At 62.9% G+C, this 25,075-nt stretch carries 28 protein-coding genes and 1 tRNA gene; 18 read left to right on the top strand and 11 right to left on the bottom strand.

The genetic code is table 11. The annotated features are described in order from the left end of the window. Positions 1-39: 39 nt before the first annotated feature. The 4 genes from C8D95_RS14885 to C8D95_RS14870 are packed head-to-tail and all read left to right on the top strand — an operon-like array spanning position 40 to position 5,698. On the top strand, positions 40-1,734 hold the full coding sequence (locus C8D95_RS14885; protein WP_109760122.1) for a glycerol-3-phosphate dehydrogenase/oxidase: 1,695 nt from the start codon (positions 40-42) through the stop codon (positions 1,732-1,734). A 25-nt stretch (positions 1,735-1,759) separates the two neighbouring features. Beyond that, entirely contained in the window at positions 1,760-2,578 is an 819-nt protein-coding gene (locus tag C8D95_RS14880) for a class I fructose-bisphosphate aldolase (protein ID WP_206508460.1), read from the top strand. Continuing rightward, the gene (locus C8D95_RS14875; protein ID WP_241239844.1) at positions 2,571-4,073 is read left to right on the top strand and encodes an FGGY-family carbohydrate kinase; all 1,503 of its coding nucleotides are present in this window, start codon (positions 2,571-2,573) and stop codon (positions 4,071-4,073) included. The genes C8D95_RS14880 and C8D95_RS14875 overlap by 8 nt, the downstream gene beginning before the upstream one ends. A 14-nt stretch (positions 4,074-4,087) precedes the next feature. Next, positions 4,088-5,698 carry a GMC family oxidoreductase gene (locus tag C8D95_RS14870; protein ID WP_109759990.1) on the top strand — a complete coding sequence of 537 codons (1,611 nt, stop codon included), beginning with the start codon at positions 4,088-4,090 and terminating at the stop codon, positions 5,696-5,698. Positions 5,699-5,886: 188 nt separating this feature from the next. Here the strand turns inward: C8D95_RS14870 and C8D95_RS14865 are convergent, their stop codons facing one another. The 3 genes from C8D95_RS14865 to C8D95_RS22575 all read right to left on the bottom strand — a co-directional run bounded on the left by C8D95_RS14865 (position 5,887) and on the right by C8D95_RS22575 (position 9,111). Then, positions 5,887-7,551, bottom strand: coding sequence for a phospholipase D-like domain-containing protein (locus tag C8D95_RS14865; RefSeq protein ID WP_109759989.1), 1,665 nt, complete (start codon positions 7,549-7,551; stop codon positions 5,887-5,889). Between the two features lie 132 nt (positions 7,552-7,683). Then, the gene (locus tag C8D95_RS14860) at positions 7,684-7,914 is read right to left on the bottom strand and encodes a hypothetical protein (RefSeq protein ID WP_109759988.1); all 231 of its coding nucleotides are present in this window, start codon (positions 7,912-7,914) and stop codon (positions 7,684-7,686) included. A 468-nt stretch (positions 7,915-8,382) separates the two neighbouring features. Further along, positions 8,383-9,111: a hypothetical protein gene (locus C8D95_RS22575; protein ID WP_109759987.1), complete on the bottom strand. Its 729-nt coding sequence runs from the start codon at positions 9,109-9,111 to the stop codon at positions 8,383-8,385. Positions 9,112-9,336: 225 nt separating this feature from the next. Here C8D95_RS22575 and C8D95_RS22310 point away from each other — a divergent pair, with 225 nt between their 5' ends. Then, the gene (locus tag C8D95_RS22310; RefSeq protein WP_164721610.1) at positions 9,337-9,540 is read left to right on the top strand and encodes a hypothetical protein; all 204 of its coding nucleotides are present in this window, start codon (positions 9,337-9,339) and stop codon (positions 9,538-9,540) included. A gap of 169 nt (positions 9,541-9,709) precedes the next feature. Here C8D95_RS22310 and C8D95_RS14850 read toward each other — a convergent pair whose 3' ends face one another. Further along, positions 9,710-10,216: a YciE/YciF ferroxidase family protein gene (locus C8D95_RS14850; protein ID WP_109759986.1), complete on the bottom strand. Its 507-nt coding sequence runs from the start codon at positions 10,214-10,216 to the stop codon at positions 9,710-9,712. Between the two features lie 229 nt (positions 10,217-10,445). Here C8D95_RS14850 and C8D95_RS14845 point away from each other — a divergent pair, with 229 nt between their 5' ends. Then, the gene (locus C8D95_RS14845; RefSeq protein WP_109759985.1) at positions 10,446-12,095 is read left to right on the top strand and encodes an alpha-amylase family protein; all 1,650 of its coding nucleotides are present in this window, start codon (positions 10,446-10,448) and stop codon (positions 12,093-12,095) included. On the opposite strand, the gene C8D95_RS14840 is transcribed toward C8D95_RS14845, so the two are convergent. From C8D95_RS14840 to C8D95_RS14830, 3 genes are all read right to left on the bottom strand, one after another. Beyond that, positions 12,087-13,073 (bottom strand): SDR family oxidoreductase, encoded by a 987-nt coding sequence (locus tag C8D95_RS14840; protein ID WP_109759984.1) that lies wholly within the window; start codon positions 13,071-13,073, stop codon positions 12,087-12,089. The genes C8D95_RS14845 and C8D95_RS14840 overlap by 9 nt on opposite strands. Before the next feature lie 826 nt (positions 13,074-13,899). Further along, positions 13,900-15,081: a ZIP family metal transporter gene (locus tag C8D95_RS14835; protein ID WP_109759983.1), complete on the bottom strand. Its 1,182-nt coding sequence runs from the start codon at positions 15,079-15,081 to the stop codon at positions 13,900-13,902. Beyond that, positions 15,078-16,016, bottom strand: a complete 939-nt coding sequence (locus C8D95_RS14830) for a multicopper oxidase domain-containing protein (protein ID WP_249033326.1) — start codon at positions 16,014-16,016, stop codon at positions 15,078-15,080. Before C8D95_RS14830 ends, C8D95_RS14835 begins: the two co-directional genes overlap by 4 nt. A gap of 351 nt (positions 16,017-16,367) precedes the next feature. On the opposite strand from C8D95_RS14830, the gene mntR reads away from it, so the two are divergent. Both mntR and C8D95_RS14820 read left to right on the top strand, forming a co-directional pair. Continuing rightward, positions 16,368-16,820 (top strand): manganese-binding transcriptional regulator MntR, encoded by a 453-nt coding sequence (mntR, locus tag C8D95_RS14825; protein WP_109759981.1) that lies wholly within the window; start codon positions 16,368-16,370, stop codon positions 16,818-16,820. A gap of 169 nt (positions 16,821-16,989) precedes the next feature. After that, positions 16,990-17,286 (top strand): PRC-barrel domain-containing protein, encoded by a 297-nt coding sequence (locus C8D95_RS14820; RefSeq protein ID WP_109760121.1) that lies wholly within the window; start codon positions 16,990-16,992, stop codon positions 17,284-17,286. Between the two features lie 62 nt (positions 17,287-17,348). Here C8D95_RS14820 and C8D95_RS14815 read toward each other — a convergent pair whose 3' ends face one another. Next, positions 17,349-17,618 (bottom strand): DksA/TraR family C4-type zinc finger protein, encoded by a 270-nt coding sequence (locus C8D95_RS14815; protein WP_109759980.1) that lies wholly within the window; start codon positions 17,616-17,618, stop codon positions 17,349-17,351. A gap of 146 nt (positions 17,619-17,764) precedes the next feature. Between C8D95_RS14815 and C8D95_RS14810 the strand changes: the two genes are divergently transcribed. Beyond that, complete coding sequence (locus C8D95_RS14810) at positions 17,765-18,646, top strand: hypothetical protein (RefSeq protein WP_109759979.1); 882 nt, start codon at positions 17,765-17,767, stop codon at positions 18,644-18,646. On the opposite strand, the gene C8D95_RS14805 is transcribed toward C8D95_RS14810, so the two are convergent. Together C8D95_RS14805 and C8D95_RS14800 are read right to left on the bottom strand one after the other, a co-directional pair. Continuing rightward, positions 18,625-19,281, bottom strand: a complete 657-nt coding sequence (locus tag C8D95_RS14805; protein WP_126918537.1) for a DUF4386 domain-containing protein — start codon at positions 19,279-19,281, stop codon at positions 18,625-18,627. The two genes, C8D95_RS14810 and C8D95_RS14805, sit on opposite strands and share 22 nt — an antisense overlap. A gap of 5 nt (positions 19,282-19,286) precedes the next feature. Further along, positions 19,287-19,478, bottom strand: coding sequence for a hypothetical protein (locus tag C8D95_RS14800; RefSeq protein ID WP_109759977.1), 192 nt, complete (start codon positions 19,476-19,478; stop codon positions 19,287-19,289). 92 nt (positions 19,479-19,570) lie between these two features. Between C8D95_RS14800 and soxR the strand changes: the two genes are divergently transcribed. From soxR to C8D95_RS14760, 8 genes are all read left to right on the top strand, one after another. Further along, positions 19,571-20,029, top strand: a complete 459-nt coding sequence (gene soxR / locus C8D95_RS14795) for a redox-sensitive transcriptional activator SoxR (protein WP_241239846.1) — start codon at positions 19,571-19,573, stop codon at positions 20,027-20,029. 40 nt (positions 20,030-20,069) lie between these two features. After that, positions 20,070-20,145, top strand: a tRNA-Val gene (locus C8D95_RS14790). A gap of 50 nt (positions 20,146-20,195) precedes the next feature. Continuing rightward, positions 20,196-20,837, top strand: coding sequence for a hypothetical protein (locus tag C8D95_RS22570; protein WP_249033325.1), 642 nt, complete (start codon positions 20,196-20,198; stop codon positions 20,835-20,837). Beyond that, positions 20,798-21,319, top strand: coding sequence for a formylglycine-generating enzyme family protein (locus C8D95_RS14780; RefSeq protein ID WP_249033324.1), 522 nt, complete (start codon positions 20,798-20,800; stop codon positions 21,317-21,319). Before C8D95_RS22570 ends, C8D95_RS14780 begins: the two co-directional genes overlap by 40 nt. A gap of 950 nt (positions 21,320-22,269) precedes the next feature. Next, complete coding sequence (locus C8D95_RS14770) at positions 22,270-22,473, top strand: hypothetical protein (RefSeq protein WP_109759973.1); 204 nt, start codon at positions 22,270-22,272, stop codon at positions 22,471-22,473. Positions 22,474-22,798: 325 nt separating this feature from the next. Further along, positions 22,799-23,131 (top strand): hypothetical protein, encoded by a 333-nt coding sequence (locus C8D95_RS22975; RefSeq protein ID WP_206508461.1) that lies wholly within the window; start codon positions 22,799-22,801, stop codon positions 23,129-23,131. A gap of 203 nt (positions 23,132-23,334) precedes the next feature. Then, positions 23,335-23,601 (top strand): hypothetical protein, encoded by a 267-nt coding sequence (locus C8D95_RS22970; protein ID WP_206508463.1) that lies wholly within the window; start codon positions 23,335-23,337, stop codon positions 23,599-23,601. A 141-nt stretch (positions 23,602-23,742) separates the two neighbouring features. Continuing rightward, positions 23,743-24,222, top strand: coding sequence for a phage terminase small subunit P27 family (locus tag C8D95_RS14760; protein WP_109759972.1), 480 nt, complete (start codon positions 23,743-23,745; stop codon positions 24,220-24,222). Between the two features lie 34 nt (positions 24,223-24,256). Here C8D95_RS14760 and C8D95_RS14755 read toward each other — a convergent pair whose 3' ends face one another. After that, positions 24,257-24,484, bottom strand: coding sequence for a hypothetical protein (locus C8D95_RS14755; protein WP_109759971.1), 228 nt, complete (start codon positions 24,482-24,484; stop codon positions 24,257-24,259). A gap of 341 nt (positions 24,485-24,825) precedes the next feature. Here C8D95_RS14755 and C8D95_RS21770 point away from each other — a divergent pair, with 341 nt between their 5' ends. Then, positions 24,826-25,050: a hypothetical protein gene (locus C8D95_RS21770; RefSeq protein ID WP_126918538.1), complete on the top strand. Its 225-nt coding sequence runs from the start codon at positions 24,826-24,828 to the stop codon at positions 25,048-25,050. The last annotated feature ends 25 nt before the right edge of the window (positions 25,051-25,075 follow it).

Raw genomic sequence — 25,075 nt, 5'->3', positions numbered from 1 at the left:
GCAATGCCGCCGGACCCTGTTCCGGCGAACAGGAAAGACATGCCTGACCAACGCACCAGAGCGCTGAACAAGATCCGCCAAGACGGGGCCTTCGACGCGCTCGTCGTTGGCGGTGGCGTCAATGGCATAGGCGTATTCCGCGATCTGGCGCTGCAGGGACTTCGTGTCCTTCTCGTCGAGCGCAACGACTTTGCCTCGGGATGCAGCGCGGCGCCATCGCGGATGATCCATGGCGGGTTGCGGTATCTTGAAAACGGCGAGTTCACGCTGGTGCGCGAAAGTCTTCGGGAACGCGACATCTTGCTGAAACTGGCGCCGCATATGGTCAGGCCACTGCCCACTGTCATCCCGATCACGTCCTGTCTCTCCGGCCTGTGGAACGGCGCTGCGAGTTTCCTCGGCGCGTCGCGGAAGCCGGCAAGACGCGGGGCGCTGCCGATAAAGATTGGGCTCGAGCTCTACGACTGGGTGACCCGCAAGGGCCGGGTTCTGCCGCGACATCGCTTTCTCACATCATGGGAGATGCGGGACCGCTGGCCCGACTTCCTGCCGGCTGCCCGACGCGCTGCGATCTACAGCGATGCATGGATCTCGCACCCCGAGCGCCTCTGCATCGAAATGCTGCGGGACACCGAGGTCACAGCACCTGACGCCGTCGCCGTCAACTATGCCGAAGTCATCGTGTCAGACGGCACTTTCACTCTCGTTGCTGGGGACGAACGTCTGCGGGTCGAACCCCGAACCGTCGTGAACGCCACGGGAGCATGGCTCGACGACACCGCGAGCGCGTTGGGAGGCGGCGACGGCCAGCGTCTCGTGGCCGGCACAAAGGGCTCCCACCTGATCCTGGATAACGCCAGGCTTTTCGACGCGCTCGACGGACACATGGTCTATTTCGAGAACGGGGATGGCCGCATCTGCATCGTCTTTCCCTATCTCGGAAGAGTGCTGGCGGGAGCGACAGACATTCGCGTCGACCGGGCAGGGCGGGTGCGCTGCGAACCGGAGGAGTGCGACTACATTCTTGGCGCGTTGCGTCAGGTCTTCCCCTCTATCGAAATCGGACCGGAGGATGTCGTCTTCAGCTACAGCGGCATCCGGCCCCTGCCACGAAGCGACCACCGCTTCACCGGGCGCATCTCGCGCGACCACGAAGTGCGAAGGATAGAAGGACGGGTGCCGCAATTCGCGATGATCGGGGGCAAATGGACGACATTCCGCGCTTTCGCGGAGGATGCGACCGACGCGGTGCTGTCTGAACTGAAGCGGAGCCGGACGCGATCAACCCGCGACCTGCCCATCGGTGGAGGAGCGGGCTTTCCTTCCGATCCGTTCGCTCTGGTGGGCAGAATCGTCGAGGCGCGCGGCATCGACGCCGACCGGGCCGCGCTGCTGTTCGATCTCTTCGGCGCCAAGGCCGAGGAGGTTGCGGTGGCGGGAATGGATTCCCCTCCGCTGCCCGGAAGCTCCCTGACCGAAGGCGACATCCGCTGGATGATCCGGCACGAGTTCGTCGTGCGGCTGTCCGACATCGTGCTGAGGCGAACCCCGCTCGCGATCGCCGGCAGCATCTCGACCGAGTTGATCGAGGCCATCGCCCGGATCTTGGCGACTGAGCGGAGCCTTTCCTGCGATGCGGCGGGCGCGGAGATGGCTGAACTGTTCGCAGAACTCAACGACTATCACGGCGTGACGCCCCAGATGCTGGCGATGCGCAACACGAATGGAGGCTGAAATGCGGGTAAACACCAAGGCACGAATGAACCGTCTGTTCACGAATGGAGGCTGCCTGGATGTCGCCGTCGACCACGGGGTCTGCAACGAGCCGAGCTTCATGAACGGTCTGGAAGACATGCCCGCCGTGATGAACACGCTGATCGGCGCGCGACCTGATGCGATCCAGTGCGCCTACGGTCAGGCGGACCTGCTGCAATCCCGACCCGAGAAGGACAAGCCCGCGCTGGTCCTGCGGATCGACATGGGCAACCCCTACAACGATCAGCGTCATCGTGTGATGTGGTCCCAGCTTCAGAACCACGGCGAGCCGATCCTCGGCGCGCTGGAGATGGATGCCGCCGCCGTCGTGGTGAATCTCTTCATGCTGCCTGACGAGCCTGAGTTATTTCGCCAGTGCATCGAGAACATCAGCCGAGTACGAGAGGATTGTCGCAAGTACGGGATGCCTCTGATGATCGAGCCGCTGGTGATGCTCCCGAACGAAGTTCGCGGCGGGTATCAGGTGGACGGCGACGCTGACAAGATCGTGACGCTGGTCCGGCTGACATCCGAGATGGGGGCCGATATCATCAAGGCCGACCCGACCGAGAACCCGGAGGACTTTCACCGGGTCATCGAGGCTGCCCGCGTGCCGGTTCTGGTGCGGGGTGGCGGCAAGGAGGACCTGAGGACCGTTCTGGAGAAATCCGCGAAGATCTTCGCGCAGGGTGCCAGGGGCATGGTCTACGGACGGAATATCTATCAGCACGACAAGCCGAGTGCGGTGGTCGCGGCGCTCAAGGCCATCATCCATGACGGCGCCGACGGCGAGGCGGCCTGGGAGGTTTACAGCCGTGCCTGATCCGTCCCGCTATTTCCTCGGCCTCGATGCCGGCAATACCGTCATCAAGGCGGTGCTCTTCGACAGCGATGGCCGTCAGATCGCCGTGCACGCGCTGGACGGGCAATCGTCGACGCCGGAGCCTGGCCATGTTGAGCGCGACCTGAACGAGCTCTGGGCGAATGCGCGGACGGCCATTGCAGGCTGTGTGGCCTCTGCGGGTGTCGCGCCGGAGGACATCGCGGGGATAGGCTGTGCCGGGCACGGAAACGGTCTCTACCTCTTGGACCGCGCCGGCGCGCCCCTTACCGGCATCCAGTCGCTGGACGCGCGTGCTGCCGCTCTTGCAGCAGAACTGTCGGCGAAAAATGGCGACGCACTTCATTCGATCTGTCTGCAGAGGCCCTGGCCCTCACAGACCCCGACGCTTCTCGCGTGGGTCAGGCAGCACCGCCCGGCGCTTTACGAGGCAGCCGACACTGTCCTCTTCTGCAAGGATTTCATCACGTACAGGCTGACCGGAGAGCGCGTCAGCGAGATTTCGGACATGTCAGGCGCGGGTCTCCTGCGGATGCCCGAATGCACCTATGACGACACTCTTTTCGCGCTCTACGGCATCGAGGACGCGAGGGAGAAGTTTCCTCGCCTGATAGAGCCCTGCGAGATCGCCGGGAGAGTCACGCGCGCGGCGGCGGAGGCAACGGGACTGGCCGAGGGCACGCCAGTGATCGGCGGCTATTTCGACGTCGTTTCAAGCGCCATGGGCTCTGGTGTGGTCAGACCCGGCGAAGCCTCAATCATCGCCGGAAGCTGGAGCATCAATCAGGTCTTCTCGGAGATGCCCGTCGTGGATCCGTCGGTTTTCATGGTCTCCGCCTTTGCGCCAGGCCGCTTTGTGAACATGGACAACAGCGCCACGTCGGCGGCAAACCTCGAGTGGTATGTGCGCGAATTCGTCGAGCGCGGCGCGCATCACGAGGATCCGTTCGGTTTCGTGAATGCCCGCCTGTCGCAGGTCTCGCCCAAATCCGACGATCCGTTCTTCCTACCATTTCTCTATGGCTCCGGGCAGGGCGCGTCGTATCGCGCAGGTCTTGTCGGAATGGCCGGCTGGCATGGGGAAGGTCATGTACTCCGCGCCCTCTTCGAAGGCGTCATGTTCGAGCACCGCCGCCATGTCGGTGTCCTAGAAAAAGCCGGATTGTCCTTCGATCGGGCCGTTCTTTCGGGCGGCGGCTCGCGCAGTCCTCATTGGCCGCAGATGTTTGCCGACGGCCTCGGTGTCACGATCAGGGTAGCCGAGGCCTCCGAGACCGGCGCGCTCGGCGCCGCGATCGGTGTTGCCATCGCGGTGGGCGAGGTATCCGGTTATGAGGAGGGGATCGACCGGATGACGCGTACAAGGGCGGAGCTTGCTCCCGACCCTGAGATGAAAACACATTACAACGAAAGGTATCATGCGTATCTGGACCTGACCGAACGGATGCGGGAGTTTTTTGCGCGTCTTTCGAAATGACAGACGGGACAGCCATGACTTCGACCGACCGCCTTGAGGGAGACTACGACTACATCGTCGTGGGCGCGGGCACCGCAGGCTGCGTCCTGGCCAATCGCCTGACCGCCGATCCGACAATCCGCGTGCTGCTGCTCGAGGCAGGCATGTCCGATCGCTACCACTGGGTGCAAGTTCCGGTGGGTTACCTGTACTGCATCGGTAATCCGCGAACCGATTGGATGATGAAGACCGCCGCAGAGCCAGGACTGAACGGCCGCAGTCTCGCCTACCCGCGGGGAAAGCTTCTGGGCGGGTGTTCGAGCGTTAACGGGATGATCTACATGCGCGGGCAGGCGGCGGACTACGATCACTGGCGGCAGCTGGGCAATGCCGGGTGGGGTTGGGACGACGTGTTGCCATACTTCCTGAAGTCCGAGGATCACCACGGAGGAAAGAGCGAGCTGCACGGAACCGGCGGCGAGTGGAAGGTCCAGAAGCAGCGCCTGAAATGGCCGATCCTCCACGCGGTGCAGGATGGCGCGCGCGAGTTCGGCATCCTTCCGCGCGAGGACTTCAACGACGGCTCCAACGAGGGTTCAGGCTTCTTCGAGGTGAACCAGTCCGGAGGTTTCCGCTGGAACACCGTGCGCGGGTTCTTGCGCCCGGCACTGAAGCGGCCGAACCTGCGCGTGATGACCGGCGCCGTGACCGACCGCCTTCTCCTGGACGGAAAGCGAGCGTCGGGCGTCCGGTTCCGGCATCGCGGGCGCACGATGGAGGCGCGGGCCCGGCGCGAGGTGCTGCTCGCGGCAGGGTCGATCAATTCGCCCAAGCTCCTCGAACTCTCGGGGATCGGACGCGGCGACGTGCTGTCGCCCCTGGGCATAGAGGTTCTGCACGATAGTCCCGGGGTGGGGGAAAACCTTCAGGATCACCTCCAGATCCGGACGGTGTTTCGTGTCAGCAACGCAACGACGCTGAATACACTGGCCAACTCCCGGGCGGGGCGGGCCGCGATGGCCGTGCAATATGCCTTCAACCGCTCGGGGCCCCTCTCGATGGCGCCCAGCCAGTTCGGGATGTTCACCCGATCGGACGAAACGCAGGCGACGCCCAATCTTGAGTACCACGTCCAGCCTCTTTCGACCGACAAGCTTGGAGACCCGCTGCACCCCTTTCCGGCTATCACCGTGTCGGTCTGCAATCTCAGGCCTGAAAGTACGGGAACGTGTCACATCACGACCGCCGAGAGCGATGTGCAGCCCGACATACGCCTGAACTACCTCTCCGCAGAGAGGGACAGAGAGGTCGCCGTCGCCTCTGTCGGACAGGCGCGGCGCATCATGACCGCAAAGGCATTGAGGCCATACACGCCCCAGGAAGTCTTGCCGGGACCAGAAATCGCAAGTCGTGAAGAGCTGATACAGGCTGTTGGCGACATTGCCACCACGATCTTCCATCCGGTCGGGACCTGCAGGATGGGCCCCGATGAAGCCGCGGTTGTGGACAGCGCGCTGCGCTTGAGGGGCATCGAGGGGTTGCGGGTGGTCGACGCGTCCATCATGCCGAAGATCGTCTCGGGTAATACGGCGTCACCAGTCGTGATGATTGCGGAGAAGGCGGCCGATATGATCCTGAACGGTTGAGGTCAAAGCCACACAAGTGCCCGGCTCATGCCCGGAAAATGAAGGATTGCAGCCTCGTCGCCTCCCCCGATTCAGCAAAGAAAGCGTTGCGGCCCAATCAGTTCGGGGGCCCGGAGTTGCCATTCCCACGCGGATACCCCAGTGCAGAAGCTTATCGTTAGCCTCCACCCACGCCGCGCGAAGGACACTCAACGGTGCGGCTTGCGCGACCACGATATACGGGAGGACCGATCCGTGATGATGGCAGGCGCCGCGAGGGGAGGTCGTCGGGACCTCAACGTCCGGCGCCCGACCCAGATGCCTAGCGCTGCGGCCCCCGCCGCCAGAAGGATCGTGCCGAGGCCGGCTGCTTCGAGGTGATAGGGTTCGATGGCACGTTTGACAGCGTGCTTGGCGCGCTCCTTCGGACGAGGGCGGTTTTGCGGCCAATACCGGGGATCAAGGATACGGCTGTCCGCCAGCACCCGCTCAAGCGGGTCGAGCGGCTGCGGCTCGATCGGATGGAGGCTCCGCCCCTCAGGCGTCCGCAGCGTTTCTATCGCGCTGATGAGCGAGCCTTGCTCCCGCCACGCCGATTGGACTTCGTCCGGTTCGAGATTCAGATGCTCGCCCAGCAGCGAGAGTGTGAAGCTGCGGATCAGGGTGCGCTCCGCCTCGGAAGTGGCCTCGACCGCGATGTCGCATTCCGTGTCAAAACCCATCGAGCGATTGTCGATATTGCTTGATCCGATCTTCAGAAGCCGATCGTCGATTACGAACACCTTGGCGTGAACGTAGATCGGAATGCCCCCCGCGTTCGACGGGTAGAGAATGGAGAAGCGCCCGCCACCGCCTCGCTCGTCCGCCTCACGCAGACGTTCGATCATCCGCGAGCGGACGGAATGCATCGCCTCGTCCTCCAGGAAGCTTTGGGCCGCCTGCGGGTTGACGATCACGATCTCCGGGCCGCCCGGCTCGGCCAGTCGCGCCTCCATCGCCTCGCAGAGCGAGCCGGAAGCAAAATACTGGCTCTCGACATAGATCGTGTTCCGGGCGGCGCGGATCGCGGCGAGGTAGAGTTCCTCGATCTCGTTCACCAACGGCCTGCCGTGGTAGCGCGGCTCGGTGCGGGCGATGCCGATCTCGACATCCCTGATGTCAGGTTCCAGATCGTCCGGCCAAGGCATCGGGCCGCTGCCTTCCGGCGCAGGCAGCGCCTCGTCCGTGGCCGACTGCCAGCGAGTTCGCGCCAGATCGCCGAGGGCGTGGGCAACCGGGCCCTCGAGCGCGGTGGTGACGTCGTGCCAGGGCTGGTGCAGCGAGCCGTTCGGGTCGGTCCGGCGTTCGTCGTCGGGCGTATGGTTGCGCGTGTCCCAGCGCCCCGTGGTCACGTCGATCCCGCCGCAGAAGGCGAGGCGGTCGTCGATCACGACGATCTTCTGGTGATGGCAGGCGCCCACCGGGTGGTGGCTGTCCAGCGCGAAGCGGATGCGGTCGGACGCCAGCTTCAGGCTCAGGGTCTCCCACGCCTGCGTGCGGATCTCGGCCAGCATCGCGCCGTCCCACTTGAGGATGTGCAGGCGCAGCCCAGGCCGTTGGTCCACCACCGCCTTGAGGAACTCGCCCAGCTTGTTGGGCCAGCCGTCAGGCCCATTGCCGTCGTCGTCGCTCTGGCCGGGCAGCATTTCGATGCGAAGGTCGAAATCCCAGCCGATCAGGTAGACTGCGCGCTCGGCACGGGTCAGCGCCGCACGCAGGTGCTGAAAATAGGCGGCCGCGTCGACGATCAGAGCGGCACGGCTGGCGCGCGCCACGCGCCAGCATGTCGTGCCTGGTTGAAGCAGGACGTCGGTCTGATCTCTGGTCGTCGGCATGGCAGGCCCCCGGTTTCTGGCACGTCGGCGGTTCCGCCCGCCGGTCGTTGCTTCAACAACGGCGGCGCGAATTTGATCCGCAATCGACGTCGATCGAGGAAAACAGGTGCCTTGGAGCGCAAGTGACATTTGTCAAAGGACGGTGTGGGGCCGGCGGTAAGCCTCTGGAACAACGCTCGTCCGAGTGAGGGCGTTCGCTTCAGGCGACGCTGATCCGTCGTCTCGTGTTACGATGTCGGCGGAGAGGTGTCTGCCAAGTCTCTTCTCCAGGTCCCGGAAATCTTCGTACACGGCCGATAGCACCTGGAAAAGCATCCATTCCGCAGAGTCAGTATCCATCATCTGACGCTTCAGGTCTTTCATTGTCACTCTCCTTGAGCAGGCCGCCCGCGCCAGACAGTGCCGGAGCTTACACGCGGACGGTTTGGTGTTTCAGGTCGCTCAAAAGCATCCGGGCAGGGAGCAAAAGAGACAGAAGAAGCGGTCTGTCGGGAAGCCGCCCTTCCCGGAGGCCGCAAAGACGCTGACTGAGGTTACTCTCTGGACGCTCTGCCTGACACAACATGGATCAGTGTGTGAAAGGCAACGGGCCGCAGACGCAGACACGGAGTGGGGCGACAAGAACGGCTATACATTTGCATCGGCCGAGGGCTGCGCAACATGATCTCGCGACGTCAAAACGATCGACCCCATTCCGATGGTGCTTCTGGCGCGGCGCTCCTGTGCCGGATCCGGGCAGAGAGGGCGCTATGGAGTGAAGACCGCGAGGGCGCGCGTGACAGGGGAAGGGTCGCACCGGTAGAGTTGCACGCCGTGACCCTTCGATCGCGATCAGATCGCCACAAGGAGAGCACCATAACCCGCGACCCCCGCTAGGAACGGCAGGAACCGGCTCTTGCGCTCTTCCGGGAGCTCCTCCTTGAGAACATTGAGCACGACCGCACCCGAGAGAAACGAGAAGAGCGCAATCAGCGCGATCTCGCGAACATCTATGCTGGCTCCCAAAGCCCAACCAACCACAACGGCAGCCGCAAGCACCCATCGGCCGCCGCGATCATATAGCTCTTCGTGGTCTTGATGCAGACCGAAGTCGTTGGTGAAGAAATGCAGCGCCATGGCCGTGAAGTACAGCAGCAGCGGTGTCCATCCCGTCTCTTCGCGATGTAGCAGCAGGTATCCGATCAAGAGATTATAGGCAGCGAACGAAGAGATGTGCAGCCAGAAGACCCCCCTGGAGGCCCGGTCGACCCGTTGCTCTTCCCGCATCCGCTCCCGCGCCCCTCTTATCAGCCGCTCCATGCCGTAGAAGGTCACGAGGCCTGCCAGCGACAGTGCGTAGACAACTGCGCCGGGGTGCTCTGCCCCGTCTCGCAACGTCCTCTCATGCTCTGCAAGCTCCGGAAGCAGATGCATGAAAACGTACGCAACGGCGACACCACCCGCCAGGGACAGCCATCTGCTTCGTGGCACGGCTCGCACCCAGGTTAGCCTGGGGGTGAAGACATGCACCGCAGCGAGCGTCAAGGCGCACAGGAACGTCGGCAAAAGCTGGATGTTCATCGTGGTTTCTCCAATACGCGCTACGACGTGGGGAAGGCGCCGCTGCAGGGCTCGCTCCCGCTCTCAAACATAGGCTCAGTCCGCCCGCTTCACGTCGCGGACGCAAGTTACGCGTTCAAGCTGGGAGACGCGGCCCTTGAACGATTGCTGCACAAGATTTCCGGGTCGCAAGCAGAGACCCGGATGTAGGCTCTCGCAGAGTGCGTCGTTTGGCGGGGGTCCGGCGTGATTGAACTCGTTTTTATAGCTTGCCTGATGTTGGATAACGGGCAGTGCAAGGAAGAGAAGCTGCTCTATGCGGAAGGTTCTTTGATGGCGTGCATGATGCATGGCCAAGCGGAACTTGCAGCATGGGCTGACCGCAACTCGGCTTGGCGGATCGAGCGCTGGTCGTGCCGACCGCACGATCCGACAGTCGCAGATCTGTAAGCTCGGTCTCCCTGACAGGATCAGCGCAAGCCTTCCTCCGGGCTACGTGTCGGCGGACTTGGGTGGCCTGCGCCGGTCGGGGTTCCCTTGGGCCGATGACCCTGCGCACTGCTGACCGGCCCAATGTGAGAGGAGCGACCTGTTATGGCCGCTCCGTCCCAGTCCGAGTTCACGCCGCTTTCGCAGTTTGAGCCGCCTGGTTCACCGTCTTCTCAGCGAGAGACGTGAGGTCCTTATCTGTTTGCGACTCTTCTTTCAAAGTGGCGTCCAGCAATTTCACGGCGTCGGGCATACCTAGCTCCTGCGCCCATCTCCTAAGCGTGCCGTAGCGCGTCATCTCGTAATGCTCGACGGCCTGGGCTGCGGAAATGAGCCCGGCATCGAGCGCGGCCGTGCCCTTATACTCGTCGATGATCTCCTCACCCTCGTCGATGATGCCCTTGATCGCCTCACATGTCTTGCCCCGAGCAGATTTTCCGATGATCTCGAATACCTGCTCCAGTCGTGCGACGTGTTCCTCGGTCTGTTCCTTGTGCTTTTCGAAGGCGTTCTGAAGCTGTTCGTTCGTCGCGGCACGCTGCATCTTCGGCAGTGCCTTCAGGATCTGCTTCTCCGCGAAGTAAATGTCCCGCAGGGTGTCGTGGAACAGGTCGCTCAGCGTCTTTTCCTTGGCCATTTGGTTTGTCCTTCAGCTGTGAATGCGAGTGAAGGCGTAACGCCGTGGCAGGGGGCCTCGTTCCCGTCGGCCAGGCTTCGTCTAGGTGATGGCGAAACTCTGCTGAATCTCCGATTTCTTGTCCTCAAGAGAACATGAGGCGGGCGCAAATGGCTTTGCGGACGGCCGCTCCCAGTCGCGGACGAAGGTTCGCCTTTGCAGGCCGGCTCATCGTCCTATCATCCTTGATATGATCGACCTGTGGTACAAGAACGCCGTCGCCTATTGTCTCGACGTCGAGACCTTCATGGACGGCAATGGCGATGGCGTCGGTGACTTCGGGGGACTGGTCCGCCGTCTTGATTATCTCGAAGCGCTCGGCGTCAACGTGATCTGGCTCAACCCTTTCTATCCCAGTCCGAACCGCGACAATGGCTACGACATCAGCGACTTCTACGGGGTTGACCCGCGACTCGGGCATCTTGGGGACTTCGTAGACTTCATGCGCGGCGCGCGCGACCGCGGAATGAGGGTCCTCGTCGATCTTGTGGTGAACCACGTGTCGATCGACCACCCTTGGTTCCAGTCTGCGCGCTCATCCCAGAATTCGCCCTATCGCGACTGGTTTGTCTGGTCGAAGAAGAAGCCTGACGACATCTCGAAGGGCGTAATTTTCCCAGGCGTGCAGGAGGCTGTCTGGACCTACGACCGCACCGCACAGAGCTGGTACATGCACCGCTTCTACGAGCATCAGGCCGACCTGAACATCGCCAACCCCCAGGTGCGATCCGAGATCTTGAAGGTCATGGGCTTCTGGCTGGAACTTGGCGTGTCCGGGTTTCGCATCGACGCGGTACCGTTTCTGATCGAATACAAAGGGCTGAAGGAAGAGCCCGAGCGCGACCCGCTCCTGCTTCTCTCGGAGATGCACGATTACCTCGCCTGGCACAGCACTTCGTCCATCATGTTGGCCGAAGCGAATGTGGAGCGTGAAAAGACGCCCGAATACTTTGGAGGTCGCGAGTTCGGCGCAGACGAGCGTATGCACATGCTGTTCGATTTTCCCCTGAACCAGTACCTCTGGCTCGGCTTTGTGCGAAAGGATGCCGGGCCCGTCGCCGAGGCACTGCGATCGAGGCCAGACGGCATGCCGTTCCAGGCACAATGGGCGATCTTCCTGCGCAATCACGACGAGTTGTCGCTCGACAAACTGACGGAGGAAGAGCGCGAGGAGGCGTTTTCCGTGCTCGGCCCCGATCCCACGATGCGCCTCTACGACAGGGGAGTGCGGCGCCGTCTTGCGCCGATGCTGGGCGGCGACCAACGGCGACTCGAGCTTGCCCATGCCTTGCTCTACGGACTGCCCGGCACACCGGTGATGTGGTACGGAGACGAGATCGGCATGGGCGAGGACCTTGCCCTGGACGAACGCTGGGCTGTCAGGACTCCAATGCAGTGGTCGGCGGGTCGCAACGCCGGTTTCAGTGAAGGAGATGGCGACACAGTCGTGCCCGTCGTGAGCGACGGGCCATTCGCGGCTGCCGCCGTCAATGTCGAAGCAAGCGAGCGTGAACCCGGTTCCTTGCTCAAGAAGGTCCAGGAGATGATCCGCACGAGGCGATCCTGTCCCGAAGTCGGCTGCGGCGACTGGCGACTGATCGAGGATTTACCGCCTAGCGTGCTCGGGCTTTGCTACTCGCGGCGAGGCCGTAGCCTGGTGGTGTTGGCGAACTTTGCGGATCATGTCGTCGACCTTCCGGCTACGGCGCTTTCCGTCCGCCATGCCAAGACCGAGCTCACGTCGGACGGGGTACACGTCGCGTCCGTCGACTGCACGAAGCTGACTTTGCAGCCATACGGATACCTCTGGCTGAGACCGCAGCCCGAGACGTCAGAATAGGAACGCGCCAAGCGCGAAGGTAGCCGCTAGCGCCCCGCAGACCGCAAGCAGCGCAACGCCCTGGCGCATTGCGGGCGAAATCAGAAGCGGGCGTCGGCTGGTTGAGCGGTCGGCGAAGCGGCCGCGCGCGGAGAACGCTCCGGGGACGGTGTCGAACAGATTATCGGCGCGGGTCGGGTCTTCGGCCTCTGCCGTAAGCTGGCCGTCGTAGCCCTGTTTCGAGAGCAGACGGTCGCCAAGCCAAGGCGCGAGTTCGTAGCTCAGGATCGCCTTCGCCGCCGGAAACCCGAGCCAATACTCCCGAGCGGGGCGGCGCGCTGCGCGGACGATTTGCTCGGCGACTTTCTCGGGATCGAAGATCGGAGGCACCGGTTGCGGACGCCGCCCCATCTTGTTGCGAGCCCAGTCGAATTGCGGTGTGTTCACGGCAGGGAGATGAACGACCGTCAGTTGGACATTTGACCCTTCGTGTATCAACTCGCTTCTCAGGCTGTCCGTAAAGCCGACTATCGCCGACTTGGCCGCGCAGTAGGCGGATTGGAGGGGAATGGAGCGGTATGCGAGAGCAGAACCGACTTGCAGGATAAGGCCGCGGTCGCGCGGCCGCATGAGCGCAAGTGCCGTGCGGGTCCCGTGAACCGTTCCGAGATAGGTAACTTCGGTGACGCGAGAGAACTCCTCGGGCGTCGTTTCAGCCACTGGAGCAAGCACTGTGACCATGGCGCAGTTCACCCAAATGTCGATCGGTCCTATCTCGGCCTCGAACCTCTCCGCCGCCTGCGTGAGCGCCTGGGCGTCTGCCACGTCGGCGGGCAGGGCAAGCGCTCGACGAGACATTCCTTCAACCTCGGCGGCAGTCGCATCGAGGCGGCTGGCATCGCGAGCGATCAACCCCACGTCGTAGCCGTCCTGCGCAAATCGACGTGCGAGAGCTCGTCCAACCCCGGCCGACGCCCCTGTAATGACTACATTCGACACATCGACCTCTCGTTTGATCCCAGGACGCCGTGCGGGACAAGGACGTCTCTTCAGGGAACAGAGATCCTGCGCACGGACATCACCGGAACGCCCGCATGCAGTGACTGTTCCGACCGGCGCGACAAATGATCAACAAGCGGAGGGGCACAAAGCTGCTGTACGATGGTTGCACCCCCCAGTTGGAGCCTTGGCAGAAGCCAATGACGGACGCCCCGGATGACGAAGCCTATGGGCTATTGGTCGCTATTAAGCCCGCAGGAAACGCAGATAAACTCGCCGCCATGCTCGACAACCTCGCCCGTCGCAGAGCTGCGTCGTGCCAAGCGAAGTCGAAACCGACATCTTCCGGCCGTCTGAGTTGAAGCCTTTCGCGAAGCCGTCGAGAACGTCCGACAAACGTCGTCGGTCAGTCGCGACATGCCTTCATGCGGTCTCGGCGTCTGCAAGGCTCGCCACACTCTAGCCATCTTGCGCTCGTAGGCGTCGAACAATCTCAGCTGAAATTGGAGGACAATCGATGAATGACCTGCTGACCAACCCGCTCGCAATTGCAGCCTTTCTGTGCGGCGTTGCCGTGCTTTATCTCGTCGTTTCGCGAACACTGAAGAAGAACAAGGACTGACCCCTTCTCCTCGATGTTGTCCATCCGAGTGTAGAGCGGGCTCCTTGCGACCGCGAGAAACCGCTGCGTGATCGGCGACTGTCGGGCGATGTACAGACCTGCGCAACCAACGTCAGGCAGGTTTGTACACGGTCAGAGAGATCGCCAATCGCAGAAGTTCGTGCATCGCGAGGCGACGCTCGATGCACCGATCAGGCTGGGTTCCTAAACCTTGATGAGTGCCGCCGTGACGTACATGAAAGCAAGCCCGGCGAGGAAGCCTCCCAGCACCGACGGCGCAAGAACGGATTTGAGGCGCCCGCTGTTCTGCCGCATCAGGTAGGCGCCGACCTCGAAGATCACCTGCAGGATCGCACCGGCGCCAATCGCCAATGCCAGGGCTGACCATTGCGGCGCGTGGGCGAGGCTGCCCGACCACATCCCAAGAACCGCCGGGCCGCCTGCCAGAAGCGTGAGCAGTACGAAGGTCCACAGGGTAGGCTGGGACCGAAGCATGGGCGCGGCGATGCCGAGCCCCTCTGTCACATTGTGCAGGGCGAAGCCCAGAACGAGAAAGGTGCCGAGGCCTGCGGAGCCTGCAGCAAAGGCCGCTCCTATCGCGAGACCCTCGCCGAAGTTGTGCAATCCGATCCCGAGGGCGATGTAGTAGGCGAGCGCTATGCCCTCCGGTCGACCGCGCGACCGACCCACGGCCATGAGCAGCAGGAAGCTCGACAGGGCCACCAGCCACACCATGGCGGCGCCCTGAAACAACGCGGCAGCCTCATTCGAAAGCTCCAGCGCCTCAACGATCATGTCGACGAGCAAGAACGCGAGGAGACCGACGGTGAGGGACAGAAGGATATTCATCCCCGACTGGCCGAGGCCGCGCAGGGCGGGAAAGAACATCAGGCCGAGCACAACTGGCAGAAGTCCGACGATCGCGCCGACCAGCGCCTGACCACGCATCTGCCCCAGCGACGCCTTGGGTGTGGGCACGGCGACCGCGATCTCGTGCTCGAAGGCCGCGCCCGTGCTGGACAGCACGTTGACGAGGTGCGCCTCTCCCAGAACCCAAGGATAAGGAATCCGCAGCCACACGGCGCCGCCGCGCGCGACCGGGCCGGGCGGATCCTGCGTGAACGTCCAGAAGGCATCGTCGACCATGACCTGAGCGACGGTCATCGGTTCCGAGCCGCCGGCGCGGACAAGAAGGCTTATGCCAGTCTCGTCGAGGATACTTCTCTCGACGGTCAAGGCCTCGACCGGCGGCGCACCGTTGTCGAAGCCGCGCAGCGGATCGAGCGAGGCGATCCAGACGAAGGCGCCGAGCATGAGCGCCAGCGGGAACGCGACCCAGAGAATCCGGAACGTCGCGGGGTGCGTAGGGTCGGACCGGTCTGTCATGCCGAGGGGTCCCGAACATCGAACATTCCGATCCAGCCGAGCTCGGTGAACTCGGACTGGTGGGCGTGGAACATGTACATTCCGGGTTCGTGGTCGGCGAAGCTGAACTCGAGGATGCCACGCTGCGCCTGGCACTGCATGATGACGTCAACGGTGCGCAAGGTCGGCGTCAGGTTCGTCCCGGTGTCGTAGTAGTCGAAGAAATTGGCGTGCAGATGAAACGAGTTGATTGGATCGAACTCAGTCACGTTGAGCAGGTAGATGCGGACGGGTCGCGACTTGTCGACGGGAATCGGCACGTTCATGTACGCCTGTCCGATCGTGTTGCAGGCATAGACCTCGTTGCCGCCATCGAAGTTCGTATCAAAGGCGTTCATCACCATCGCCATTTCCTGCCATCGGGCATTCTCGGGGCTGCCCAGAACGCGAGACGCTGCGACCTCGACATTCTCGGGATGGCGTGACGGGTCGGGGTCGATCACGAAGAGGCCATACATGCCTTTGTGCATGTGCCTTTTCAGTGGCAGGGCATGGCAGTGGTAGAGATGGCATCCGAAGGGCCGCGCGTCGAAGTCGTAGACGAATTCCTCTCCGGGTTCGATCAGTCCGGCACCTGGGACGCCATCCATCCGGGCCGAATGGATTCCGTGGAAGTGCATGGAGTGCGGATGCGAGCCGAGGTTGCGGAACACGATCCTCAGCCTGTCGCCCTCGCGGGCGCGGAGAGCCGGGCCGGGCACACGCCCATTGAAGGTCCAGGCCGGAAAGAACAGGCCGGGAGCGATCTCGATCTCCTTGTCGATGGCTTCGACGGTGAAGGTTCGAAGCGTCCGGCCGTCAGGAAGCAGCTCGGTTTGTCCGGTGTCCCAATCCGTCAGCATGTGCGTCGGGTCGAACCCGTTCCGGACGTGATCTACGAGGCCGACCATGGTCATGTTCCCATGCGCCATACCGGGCATGGGTGCCGCGAACGGTGAACTCTCGGGGTGCGCCATTCCCTCGTGCCTCGTCTGCGATCTTGCACCGGACGCGACGAATGCCGCTCCGCCGGCGGCGGCCAATCCGCCTGCCAGCAACGTTCGGCGCGTAGGCTCGATTGTGCGCGGAGCCTCGATGGCAAGATGCCCATTCGAAGGGGAGCCAGGAGGGGTCTTCGCGTCGCTGTGCACAGGCGGAACTCCTTTGGGGAGGCCAAGACGTCAAGCTGTGGCGCATAAAGTTAGACTGGGCTAATATTTCACGCTCACCCTTTACCTGTCAATCCGCCGCATGCGAGACTGATTTCGATGGATGACGACAACTCCGAGAAAGCCTCTCCCGTCGAGGCGCGCGCCGTAGAAAGCCGCGCTGAAGCCTTCCAGGGGGTCCGAGACGCGCGCCGGAGCGAAGTCGCTGAAGACTATGTCGAACTGATCGCCGATCTGATGCTCGAACAGGGAGAGGCGAGGCCGGTGGACATCGCGGCGCGTATGGGTGTGACGCCCCCTACCGTCGCGAAGACCCTCGATCGGCTTGCAAGAGATGGGCTTGTCACGCGGGCGCGTTACAGATCGGTCTTTCTGACGGAAGAGGGTCGCGCGCTGGCGGAAGAATGCCGGCATAGGCACGAGATCGTGCTGCGCTTCCTTCTCAAACTGGGTCTCGATCCTGAAACAGCAGAGCGTGATGCCGAAGGCATCGAGCACCACGTCAGTGAGAAAACACTCAAGCTGTTCGAGGAATTCGTCTCGGGGTCGTGAATTTTGCCAACGTGAATGCAGCCTCGGTGCCTCAGGCGCTCGTTGGTAGGCGCGTTACGTCATTTGCACGGACAGGTCAGGCGCGGCGTCTTCAAGCGCGACCGTCAGGTCAGGAACTCGCATGTGGTCCCGGCGTTGCCAAAGTGAAGCAATGGAGGAGACCCTGATAATGGATCATACGAACCATCAACGCCTGTCGGAAACGGAATGGACGCAAGACAATCTCGAAGGCGCCAAGATCCTCGGCACCGATGACGAGACGCTCGGAACGGTGTCCCATGTTCACGGCAGCGGAGCGGGATCCACGGTCATCGTCGATGTCGGTGGCTTCCTCGGCATCGGCGCGAAGCCGGTCGCCCTGAATGGTCAGAGGCTGACGTTCATGCGCGATCAGGACGGCACCGTTCACGCGACGACGACGTTCACGAAGGACGAATTGAAGTCGCTTCCCGAACATCACCACTGACAGGCCTCGGGCCGTCATCGCGGGCAGCGGAAACGCTTCCCGCGACCCAAGACACAAATCCCCTACTTCAACTGACTGTCCTTCGACCCGCGTCGATTGATGCCGCCCCTCGAAACGGGCCGCGTATCGCGTTCGGTCTGACAGTCAATGCACAGCTTGACGCCGGGCAGCGCGATCCGACGCGCCTCGGGGATCGGTTCGTCGCATTCCGCGCAGTGAGTCAGACTTTCGCCCTCGGGGACACGCCTCGCGCGCATCCGCACCAATTCGTCCTCGATAGAGGCGTCTATCTGATCGTTCACCGCGCCGTCGCGCGCCCATCCTCCGGCCATCGGTCTTCCCTTGCTCTGACGTCAAAATATAAGGGCCGTCGCAACCGCGATCAAAGGGTGCAACGCGCATTCGGGGCGGCGAGGTCCCTTGACCCCGATTCCGACCGCCGGATAGACAGGCCAGACCCGACGGCAAGGACCCGACGATGGACGCCGCGACGACCCAACCCACATGGCAGTGCGTGATGATCCTCTGGGGCCAGAAATACGGCCCCGGCATCGTCAACCACACCGTCGAGGCCGTCCTGCGTCATGCGGCCACGCCGCCGCGCTTCGTCCTCATCACGGACCGCGACCGCCCGGGTCTGCATCCTGCGGTGACGACCGTGCCGTTCGATCCGTGGTTCCTGAAGCCCGAGTTGATGAAGGACGGCTGTCAGGCCAAGCTCGTGATGTTCGAGGCAGGCTTCGTTCCCGACGACCTTCCTGCAATCTACCTCGACCTCGACACAGCGGTCTTCGGCGACGTCACGCCCATCTTTGCCATGATGGACAGCCCAAAGACGCTCATGATGCTGCAAAGCGTCGTCTTGCCGTTCGGCCCGCTCGCCCGCCTGATCTGGCGGATCACCGACAAGCGCAAGTATGCGCGCGGCAACTCTTCGGTCGTCGTCTACCACCCGCGCGAATGCACCTACATCGCCACGCACTTCCGCGAGTTGTGGGAGGCGCATGGCGGCCTCGGCATCCGCCCCATGATCGCAGACGAGCGTTTCATGTCCTGGGCCGCGCAGGCGCACGTCAAGCGCCTGCCGAAGAGCTTCGCGGTGAAATTCTCGACCGAGTACATGTTCCCTCTCAAGGCCTGGGTCCGCCTCAAGGCGCGCCTGCCGTGGGTCAGGCGCCGGCGCGCGAACCTTGTCGCCGTGACCATGCCGGGCCCTCTCATCAAGCCCGAACGGCTTCTCGCCTACCGCGAGGGCGACGAGGTCAAGGACAACAAGGACCGCTGGCTGATCTGGAGCCGCGCCACCCTGGGCGACATGGGCGAGCGGCTTCAGTCCTATTACGCCAGCCTCTCGGACTGACGGCGCAACCCGCCGCGCAGGAGAGCGACCGCGAAACCCGTCTCGGCCACAATCGCGATCAGGTAGGCGGGCAGGAATGCCTCGGAAGCGGCTGGCGCGACTATGCGCAGGCTGCTGCCCACGAGGTAGACCGCGCCCGCCGCCTGGATCATGTGCCCGGTCCAGCGCCCGACAAGGCCGCTTCGCAGGATCAAGATGCCGGTCATCAGACTGTTGAACCCGAAGAAGATCAACCCCAGGTCATAGCCTGCCGCGTGCGACGCCATCGCCTGCGCCGCCATCCCGGCCTCGCTCGACTGCGCCCAGAGGAGCGCCGCGTGCTGAACCGGCAGGTTCGCCGCGATCACCGCCGCCTGAATCAGTCGAAGGGCCGCCGCCGTTGCCGCCAGCCCTTCGTCGGTCGACCGGAACAGCTGGAACAGCACGACCGCCAGGGCCACGTCGCAAGTCACCATGACCGCGTCCGACAGGATCGACAGACGGAAGGGCAGGGCGCCGTCGCGGATCGCCGCAGCCATCGCCTCGGGAGCCATCCCGGCAAGCGGCGCGCGGACAAGGACTTCGCCGCCAAGACCCAGAAAGATGATGGCGAGATAGAGAAGGCCCGCCTTTCGAAGAAGAGTGGCGTCATGCATCTGCGTCACCTCGCTCGGTTGGGTCCGACGTCAGGGTCGGACAGGGAGAGGCAGCCGCAATCGAGCCCCACGTCCCGCATCAGGCTGCGGGGCAGGGAGGCCAGGCGGTCGAGGTTGGCCGCATTGCAGAGCGCGGCGATTTCCTCGGCCACCTCGGGAGGCGTGCGGCGCGGAGCGGTGAAGAGGCGGCGGAACATGACGTCAGTCCTTGTCAGGTTGATGATTCGGAGGCAGCCTACGTCCTCAAGTTCACTTGAGGTAAAGCCCCGAGTTTGCAGAAGAGGACGCGATGCACCCGAACGACCTGAGTGTGGGAGAGATGGCCGAGCGCGCAGGCGTCCCGGTTTCGACGCTTCACTTCTACGAAGCCGAGGGCCTTATCCGAAGCTGGCGGACACCCGCGAACCACCGCCGCTACGACCGCCGCGAACTTCGCCGCATCGCGGTCGCCCGCGTGGCGCAGGCCGCGGGCATACCGCTTTCGCAGGTGAAGGAGGTGCTTGATCGCCTCCCGCGTGACAGGGCCGTCGGCAAGGCAGACTGGGCCAAGGCCGCTCAACCTTGGGCCGATCTCCTCGACGAAAAGATCGAGATGCTGACACGCCTCCGTACGCAGATGCACTACTGCATCGGCTGCGGCTGCCTCTCGCTGGAGGATTGCCCGCTCTACAACGCCGAGGACCGTCTCGCTGCCAACGGTGCGGGTCCCCGCCGCTGGATCGGCGCGCGCGACGAGAGGGCGGACTGACTTGCTCCACCCGCAGTCAGAGGATAAACCCTGCGACGGCGGGCGATTAGCTCAGTTGGTAGAGCGCCTCGTTTACACCGAGGATGTCGGGGGTTCGAGTCCCTCATCGCCCACCAATGTCTTCAACAGGTTATACGAATTTCAGGCGGCTTTTGCGAGGAGTGCAATGGTTAGAGCGTCATTCGCAACCCGCAACCTGAGCGAGGGTTTTCAATCTCGATTGTCTGAGGAAGCGCGCGTGGGAAAAGGCACTGTTTCGACGTTTCGAGCCTTCGTTCGAAAGAGCCGCGACGCGGTTCTCGTGCTGATGCTCGTGACGCTTCTCGGCATGCCCGGGCCGATCCCCGCCGAAGAGGCCCGCATTGATCCAAGCCAGCTTGAGCCGCTGGCGCAGTTCCAGGAGTGCGATGCCTGTCCGGAAATGATCGTTCTTCCCCTGGGCGATTTTCTCATGGGCGGTCCGCCTGGAGAATCCCGGCAGAGCCTGCACCTGGAGCTCGGGAACATCCGTCCCGTGAACCCGGACGACCCGCACATCTCGACCTCCGAAGGTCCGGTGCATCGGGTCGAAATCGACCTGCCCATAGCCATGTCGAGGAACGAGGTGACCTTCGGAGAGTGGTCAGCCTGTGTCGCCGATGGTGAATGCGGGGGTATGAACCGGACCGTCTCATGCTTTTCTCGAAATGCGAACATAAAGACGGACTCTGGTTTTGCCACCGAAGGGCGTCCGAGTTGGAGGCGACGAACGCCCATCCCGTTCACGGAGTGTCTTACAACGATATTCAGCTTTACCTCCAATGGCTGAACGCCAAGGTAGGGACGAAAGCATACCGTTTGCCGACAGAAGCCGAATGGGAATATGCGGCCCGCGCCGGCACACAGACACCTTTCCCTCACGGCGAGTCTATCACGACCGACCAGGCGAATTTTTCTGCGTCCGCCGATGACAATTTGCTGTGGCTGCCTCGCGGGACCTTTGTGGCGCGCGGTCATTCCGTTACAGTCGATGCTCTGGATGCCGCCAACGCCTGGGGGTTCCGGCATATGGCTGGCAACTTGGAGGAAATGACACAGTCCTGCTGGACCGGCCGTCATCCGGGTTGGCGCACATCGAGCGGCTACCTCGAGGTGGATAAAGGCATTGAATGTCGGCGCGTGGTCAAAGGGGGAAGCTACATCTTGTCGATGAACAGGGCTCGCCCTGGGTATCGCGCGCGGAGCGAACAGGACGCAAGATCGTCCCGCCGAGGCTTCCGCGTGGTTCGGGAATTGGAAAGGGAGGAATAAGGTCTCCCCGACCGCTGCCCGATTAGCCTTGCAGCGAGGCGAGGATCGTCGCGACCTCAACGGGAATCGTTTCGATGCCATGCAGCGTTAGTCCGTAGAGGAAAAGCCCTCCCGGCTGACGGGGCATGTGGGACGCCAGCCGCAGGCGATCGGACGCGCCGATCGTAACGGAAGGATCCAGGGATGGGGATCTGGGTAAGTTGAGCACGGTCTGGTGCCTCCGCGATTCAGGTTCGACCTTCCCGAAGTGCTGATAGTGTTTCTGAGCCGCATGGATTCCCGAAGCGCACATGCCGAGGACCGGCCGCTACGGCTTTGGGAACCAGGTCTGACGGGACTGCGCCGCTCGCCGTGACTCTTGGGTCAGCAGGGTGTGGGCGATGGTCGCCGTCGGTCTGAGCGGGTTAGAACCCCCAGATCACTTGTGGAAGAAGCGTCGCCTGAATCTAGGCGGAGTGCGCACTGCGGACGCAAATATAGGGCCTCCAGAGGCGCAACGGTGTCAACCGGGATGCAGACAAGCATGGGCCACCTGCGCCCAGAGCAGGGACACAGCTGCCGGCGTCCTGACAACGGCCGCGTCGGTGGAAAACCCGTCTCGGGGCGCGCAGAATTGGACTGGCATTGGCCGCCGCCGGCCGGCCGGATCGAAGGCAATTTTGGGCACGGAATCCGCCGCCGTAGGCCTTTAGGCTCTCTATAGATGAAAATAGACTTGAGATCCTAACGAGGGTTTTAAAGTTGAACTTTCGCCTGTTTGGCCTCGCAAATGGGCTGGGACAATCTCGAGTTGAAATCACAGTCGGCGTCGCGAGGATTTTTCTCTCTCGTTCAATCTTAAATTGAGTGCTGAACTTTGCGAAATTCTCCCGAGGGTTTTAGGCGGGTTTTAGTCGGGCCTCACCTGGTTCTGGGCTTTCAAGATCAGGTCGATGAAAGAGGCTCACAGGATGATCCGGGGCAACCCGCTCAGGGCTCTGCTCACCACCTTCGCGGCTGGCGCCATGCCCGACGTGCCGGGGATCTCGGTCGGATCGCCGATCACCGACAACTTCCTCTCGGTGACCAACGAGGGACGCCTGGGCTACTCGGTCGGGCCACAGATGCTCTTCCACGCGCCTGCCCTGAACCCCTGGCTCCAGGTCATCCACTGAGCCCTATGCGATAAAAAAGACCCCCTCTGGAGAGGGGGTCTTCTCTGAGGTGATCAGCCTCGCTAGGAACCCACCAAGGAGCGGGTTAGAGGAAGACAACCACCGAAAAAGTCACCTACGACGTAGGAAGGATCATCCGGAACGACTCCTATCGGGGGCATCATCATGTGATTCGGCGAAAGTAGGCATAGCTTGACGCCAGCTCGATATTCCGCTGCCGCACGGCGCCAGAAATTCCTGCTGTCAGGCAGCAGCGGTACTGAAGTTCTGCGAGGTCGAAGGCGGGCGGAAGAACGATAGACCAGAGCTGACCAAGACGCTAACCTTGGCGAAGTTGACCGGGGCGACGTTTCTGTTCGCCAAGCTCGACTGTCGGGACCGCAACGCAGCCTTTCTGCTCACCCTCCGAGACAGCGGGGTCAGGTTCCACGTCTGCGGCATGCCCGAGGCCAACGACCTTACGGTCAGCATCGCCGAACAGGCTGGTTGCGACCAAGAGCTTCTCGAGCTCGAGCTCGGCGGCCCCGGCTTCGACGGGGCGGAGCTCGACGCGTTCCTAAAGCACGGCGCTCCTGACCCGCGGGAGGAGGCAACACCGGAGGTGCCAGAGGTTCCCGTCTCGCGTCCGGGTGACCTTTGGGTGCTGGGGAAGGCATAGGCTCATCTGCGGCGATGCCACGGACAGGGCCACGGTCGAGCGTCTCTTATGGCGTGCGGCCGCATCTCACGGCAACAGATCCTCCGTTTGGAGTGAACTGCGACCCCGACTGGCGTAACCACGCCGGGCCTCCGAAAGTAAACGTACGGGCTGAACGACCACAGGGCCGACTGGCGCGACGCCTGGGCGCTCTTCCTGGCGAGGTGGCAAACGTCTGGCACGGGGCGCTCCACGCCGGCACCGTGGCCGACAGCCTCCTCGCCTGCGACTTCGAGATCCGGAGCCAGATCATCTGGGCAAAGGAATGGCACGTGCTCTCGCGGGGTCATTACCACTGGCAGCACAAGCCCTGCTGGTACGCGGTGCGGGGGCAGGGGCCACTGGAGCGGGGACCGGACGCAGTCCACCCTCTGGTCCATCCCGAGCCGGGACCAGGACGCCACCACCATCCACGAGACCGAGCGGATTGAGCATGCGGTCGCCCACACGAGCATCGAGGCCATGAGCGACGCGAACTTCGACGAGACCCTGCGCGTCATGAACGCCGTGCTGGACGCGGAGCGCGAGCGGCAGCTCGTGATCGAGCAGACACCGGATGCGGAGATCGTGCGATGAGGGGTCCGAAGCCAAGACCCGCGCGGTTCGTCGGTCAGGACGACTCCCACGCGGTCTCGCCTGACGCGCTGCCGCGCTGCCCGGCACATCTTGGCCCCATCGCCCGCAAGGAATGGCGAAGGCTGGCTGCCCCCCTGCACAAGCTCGGCATCGTCACCGTCGCCGACCGCCCCGCTTTCGCGGCTTACTGCCAGGCCCGGGAGCGTTGGGTCGAGGCCGAGGAGCAGCTCCAGAGGACGCCGATGCTCCTGAAGACGCCCTCGGGCTACGTCCAGCAGTCGCCCTGGCTCTCGATCGCCAACAATCAGATGGAACTGATGGCGCGCTACATGGCGGAGCTTGGGCTGACACCGTCGGCGCGGCGCAGGGTCATGCCAGAAGGTATCGAGGCCAACGAGCCGCTGATCATCTTCAAGACGGTCTATGAATGGAAGGCAAAGAGATCGACGCCGCTCCGGACGGTCGACGACCGATGATCCGGTTGCCGCCGGGCGCGGAGAATGAGTGAGGTCAGGCAGCCCTGGAGAGGACGTTGCGCGAATACGTTCTGTGGAGCAGTAGGGCACGGCTGCGACGTCGAATGACCTCCGAACCTGCTCTCAGGCCTTCGATGCTGAAATACGCCTGCTTAACGGCCTGACGCTGTAACCGGCTCTTCCGCAGGATCCGGATCAGCAGCGCAAAGGCTGCAAAGGCCGCCAGTGGAGACGTCAGTCCAATGAAAACGAAGAGGTCCATCGAGTGTCTTTCATGTTCTGCGCAGGGCGGCGTCAGTGGCGCCTCCTCGTGGCTTCATTGCTTGAACAGAGAACTCGAAAACGACTGACCCGAACTCGCAGCCGAAGCCGCCGCCATCATGGCCAAGGGCTGAAACCTTCGCGGATAAGTTGTGACGCCGCCCGGGCGGCGAGACGGTTTGCGATGGTGAGGGACATTGTTGCGCGAGTGAAGGAAGAAGCCGCTGCCGCTTTGACCGGGGGACAGAACTGCCGGTAGGATGAGCCAGTGTATCCTGTTGCGGTGCCTATCGGCCTCCATGTTGGAGGACCGCGTAGACCGCCTGTTAACGAGAGGTGGCGATGTTTGCCACGCATGCGAAGCCGAGGGCTGTGAGCCTGCCGGCACTGGAAGCTCCCCAGCTACGTAGAACTGATCGCTCCGATGCCATGAGGCAGCTGTCAGGCTGCGTCGAGATCACCGGCTACGGAGAAGGCGGCCTGAGCCTGGCGAGACTGAATCGAAGCAAATACCTTGCGATCGTGACCATCTTCCTGCTCGCAACCGTCTTGCAAACTCTTCCTTGAGGGATTGAAGCGGGCACGAAGGACG

Origin of the sequence: Silicimonas algicola, from assembly GCF_003148765.1 — a bacterium.
GTDB lineage: Bacteria > Pseudomonadota > Alphaproteobacteria > Rhodobacterales > Rhodobacteraceae > Silicimonas > Silicimonas algicola.
The sequence above is the reverse complement of the archived record's forward strand: the minus strand, read 5'-3'. Positions and strand labels throughout refer to the sequence as shown.

Coding starts and splice junctions, on each gene's coding strand:
- C8D95_RS14880 (WP_206508460.1), top strand. CDS start 1,760: ATGAACCGTCTGTTCACGAATGGAGGCTGCCTGGATGTCGCCGTCGAC.
- mntR (WP_109759981.1), top strand. CDS start 16,368: ATGGATGACGACAACTCCGAGAAAGCCTCTCCCGTCGAGGCGCGCGCC.
- C8D95_RS14770 (WP_109759973.1), top strand. CDS start 22,270: ATGATCCGGGGCAACCCGCTCAGGGCTCTGCTCACCACCTTCGCGGCT.
- C8D95_RS14865 (WP_109759989.1), bottom strand. CDS start 7,551: ATGCCGACGACCAGAGATCAGACCGACGTCCTGCTTCAACCAGGCACG.
- C8D95_RS14820 (WP_109760121.1), top strand. CDS start 16,990: ATGGATCATACGAACCATCAACGCCTGTCGGAAACGGAATGGACGCAA.
- C8D95_RS14800 (WP_109759977.1), bottom strand. CDS start 19,478: ATGTTCCGCCGCCTCTTCACCGCTCCGCGCCGCACGCCTCCCGAGGTG.
- C8D95_RS14805 (WP_126918537.1), bottom strand. CDS start 19,281: ATGCATGACGCCACTCTTCTTCGAAAGGCGGGCCTTCTCTATCTCGCC.
- C8D95_RS14755 (WP_109759971.1), bottom strand. CDS start 24,484: ATGGACCTCTTCGTTTTCATTGGACTGACGTCTCCACTGGCGGCCTTT.
- C8D95_RS14845 (WP_109759985.1), top strand. CDS start 10,446: ATGATCGACCTGTGGTACAAGAACGCCGTCGCCTATTGTCTCGACGTC.
- C8D95_RS22575 (WP_109759987.1), bottom strand. CDS start 9,111: ATGAACATCCAGCTTTTGCCGACGTTCCTGTGCGCCTTGACGCTCGCT.
- C8D95_RS14810 (WP_109759979.1), top strand. CDS start 17,765: ATGGACGCCGCGACGACCCAACCCACATGGCAGTGCGTGATGATCCTC.
- C8D95_RS14850 (WP_109759986.1), bottom strand. CDS start 10,216: ATGGCCAAGGAAAAGACGCTGAGCGACCTGTTCCACGACACCCTGCGG.
- C8D95_RS22570 (WP_249033325.1), top strand. CDS start 20,196: ATGGTTAGAGCGTCATTCGCAACCCGCAACCTGAGCGAGGGTTTTCAA.
- C8D95_RS21770 (WP_126918538.1), top strand. CDS start 24,826: ATGTTTGCCACGCATGCGAAGCCGAGGGCTGTGAGCCTGCCGGCACTG.
- C8D95_RS14815 (WP_109759980.1), bottom strand. CDS start 17,618: ATGGCCGGAGGATGGGCGCGCGACGGCGCGGTGAACGATCAGATAGAC.
- C8D95_RS14885 (WP_109760122.1), top strand. CDS start 40: ATGCCTGACCAACGCACCAGAGCGCTGAACAAGATCCGCCAAGACGGG.
- C8D95_RS14835 (WP_109759983.1), bottom strand. CDS start 15,081: ATGACAGACCGGTCCGACCCTACGCACCCCGCGACGTTCCGGATTCTC.
- C8D95_RS14830 (WP_249033326.1), bottom strand. CDS start 16,016: ATGACCATGGTCGGCCTCGTAGATCACGTCCGGAACGGGTTCGACCCG.
- C8D95_RS14860 (WP_109759988.1), bottom strand. CDS start 7,914: ATGAAAGACCTGAAGCGTCAGATGATGGATACTGACTCTGCGGAATGG.
- soxR (WP_241239846.1), top strand. CDS start 19,571: ATGCACCCGAACGACCTGAGTGTGGGAGAGATGGCCGAGCGCGCAGGC.
- C8D95_RS14760 (WP_109759972.1), top strand. CDS start 23,743: ATGAGGGGTCCGAAGCCAAGACCCGCGCGGTTCGTCGGTCAGGACGAC.
- C8D95_RS14870 (WP_109759990.1), top strand. CDS start 4,088: ATGACTTCGACCGACCGCCTTGAGGGAGACTACGACTACATCGTCGTG.